Here is a 225-nt window from a genome sequence, read left to right as displayed (position 1 = left end):
GGTGCTCGGGACGAGGTTCTCGAAGTTGCCACCGGTGGCATTATCGATGCTGACTTCGACTTTTCCGGCGTCTTTGTAGACGTCGTCAGTTGGCGCATCGACGGTCACCGTGCCGGTGGTAGCGCCGGCGGCGATGTTGATTACAGCGCCGTTGCTCAATGTCACGGTGACTGGAGTGCTGGCGGCATTGGTCAATGTCGCGGTGTAAACGATCGAACCGCCTTC

General features: G+C 59.1%; 1 protein-coding gene. It reads right to left on the bottom strand.

Features of this window, described 5'->3' with window-relative positions:
* On the bottom strand, positions 1–225 hold a 225-nt coding region (locus HU811_RS27270), incomplete at both ends, for an immunoglobulin-like domain-containing protein (RefSeq protein ID WP_186659248.1).

It is taken from the genome of Pseudomonas tehranensis, assembly GCF_014268615.1.
Taxonomy (GTDB): domain Bacteria; phylum Pseudomonadota; class Gammaproteobacteria; order Pseudomonadales; family Pseudomonadaceae; genus Aquipseudomonas; species Aquipseudomonas tehranensis.
Note: the sequence above shows the minus strand (reverse complement) of the source record. Positions and strands in the feature narration are given on the sequence as shown.